We start from the raw sequence: 2,110 nt of genomic DNA on the forward strand, positions 1-2,110 counted from the left end.
AACCGAGAACCGAGAACCGAGAACCGAGAACCGAGAACCGAGAGCCCCGATCCCGAAATAAGCCCTCTCACTGACCTTCATCGCGCCCACCAGCGCCGCATTCACAGCATCATGAAGATCACCTTCCTCACCCTCGCGCTCGCCCTCTCCGGCATCACCCTCACCGTCACCGGGCAGAGCAGCTCCTCCGGCACCAGCGGCTCATCCAGCGGCATCGGCTCCACCCCGGCCGGCCCGGGAAACCCTGGCACCACCACGCCCAGCACGCCCACGAACCCCGACGGCCCCCTCAGCCCCACCATCAAGCCCCTGCCGCCCATCCGCCCCGCCGACCGCAACAAGCCCCCCGGCGTCGACGAAGGCAGCACCCCCGCCAATCCCACTACCCCGGCGACTCCGGCGACTCCGGCCACTCCAGCGACTCCGGCAACACCCGCCATACCTGCGACCCCGGCCACCCCAGGCACCCCCACCATGCCCACCGAGCCCGCCACACCCGCGACTCCTGCCAATCCTGCCGTCCCCGCCACGCCCGAGACTCCCGACCCCAAGCGCGCCGAAGCCCACCCCGGCCGTGATCGCGACCGCGACCGCCATCCCTCCCAGCCCCGTCCGCTCCCCATCGAAAGCGACAGCAGCAGCAGCAAACCCTCCACCAGCGGCTCCTCCTCATCTTCCAGCTCCAAGACCGACAAAGACAAACCCGGCGCCACCGATGACCCCTCCATCAGCACCAGCAGCAGCAGCAAAAGCACCGGCAATAGCAGCAGCAGCAACAGCAGTTCCAGCTCGAGCAATAGTAGCAGCAGCAACAACAACAGCTCACCCCCTTCCACCTCCGGCAGCAGCCCGAAATAGGAACCTGAACTGACGGATTTGGTTGCAGATCCGCAGCCCAGCCCAGCCCAGTCTGGCGCAGCCCGGCAGACAGTCCCACCCCAGCTCGAGCGCTGAGGTGGGACTTTTCGTTAGGCTAACAGCAAAGTCGGGCAGATCTCCAGCAGATTCAGGGAGGCCCACAGAATATTTTTCCGATCGGCTGAAGGGATGATCCCATCTGCGGGCCTCCCTGAATCTGCTGAAAAAATCATCACCCCCGAACCTCCCACCGCCCAACCAATTTTCAGTTTTCAGTTCTCAGTTTACAATTTTCAGTCCTCCCAGAACCCCCTTCTTCCCCCTCAGTTCCCCATTCCCCATTCCCCATTCTCCATTCCTCCATTTTCCATTCCCCCATCTCCCCGCCAAACCGCGAACCCTCCTTCGCCAAGCCTCCGGAGGCCTAGCCAGCGAACCGAGAACCGAGAACCAAGAACCGCGAACTGCGAACCGCGAACCGCGAACCGCGAACCGCCCACCGCCCACCGCCGCCCTGATCCTCCCCTAGTCCCATCCACCGACCCTCATTCCACCGCCGCGCCTCGAACTTCCTAGTGCCATGAAAACCATCCCCCACCTCCTCCTGGTCGTCGCCCTCATCGTCCTGCCCCTCAGCGCCCGCGCCCAGAGCGCCTCCGGCGCCAGCGGCAGCAACGGCAACAACAACACCGTCCCGAGCACCACCACCCCGAACATCCCCACCAACCCCGCGAACAACAACGGCAACAGCAACGACAACACCATTCCGAACACCACCACGCCGAACATCCCCTTCAATCCCGGCTTCAACCGCCCCATCTTCCCGAACGTCCCGAACAACACCCTCCCGAACCCCGGCACCCCCAATCTCCCGAACAACCCCGGCATCTCCCGTCCCCCCGTGCCTAACAACCCAGGCAACAACAACAGCGGCAACGGCAACAACAACAACGCGAACACCCCCACCATCCCCAGCCCCACCACCCCCAACATCCCTCCCCGATAAAGAGACACGTCTGATCAGCCTCCTGCCAGCAGCCAATACCTCCGGCCATTCCCCCCAAGCCGGGCAGCCTAACCAATTTTAGGTTTTCACTCCACCCACCCCTCAGCCCATTCTCCATTCTCAGTTCCTCCATGGGGCGGTGACTCCCGGGCATGGAGAAATGGAAAAGGGAGGAATGGAAAACTGAAAATGGAAAAGCCAAAGCAGTCACCCGCGCCAGTTCACGTCGGCGGAGTCCAGGCATCT

At 63.4% G+C, this 2,110-nt stretch carries 2 protein-coding genes; both read left to right on the plus strand.

Going from position 1 to position 2,110, the window contains the following annotated elements; genetic code table 11:
* Positions 1-111 precede the first annotated feature (111 nt).
* Positions 112-858 (plus strand): hypothetical protein, encoded by a 747-nt coding sequence (locus BGE01nite_RS29495; protein WP_146856378.1) that lies wholly within the window; start codon positions 112-114, stop codon positions 856-858.
* 580 nt (positions 859-1,438) lie between these two features.
* On the plus strand, positions 1,439-1,864 hold the full coding sequence (locus BGE01nite_RS28705; RefSeq protein WP_146856380.1) for a hypothetical protein: 426 nt from the start codon (positions 1,439-1,441) through the stop codon (positions 1,862-1,864).
* Positions 1,865-2,110 lie beyond the last annotated feature (246 nt).

The sequence above is a fragment of the Prosthecobacter gellanilyticus genome, from assembly GCF_007992435.1.
Classification (GTDB): Bacteria; Verrucomicrobiota; Verrucomicrobiia; order Verrucomicrobiales; family Verrucomicrobiaceae; genus Prosthecobacter; species Prosthecobacter gellanilyticus.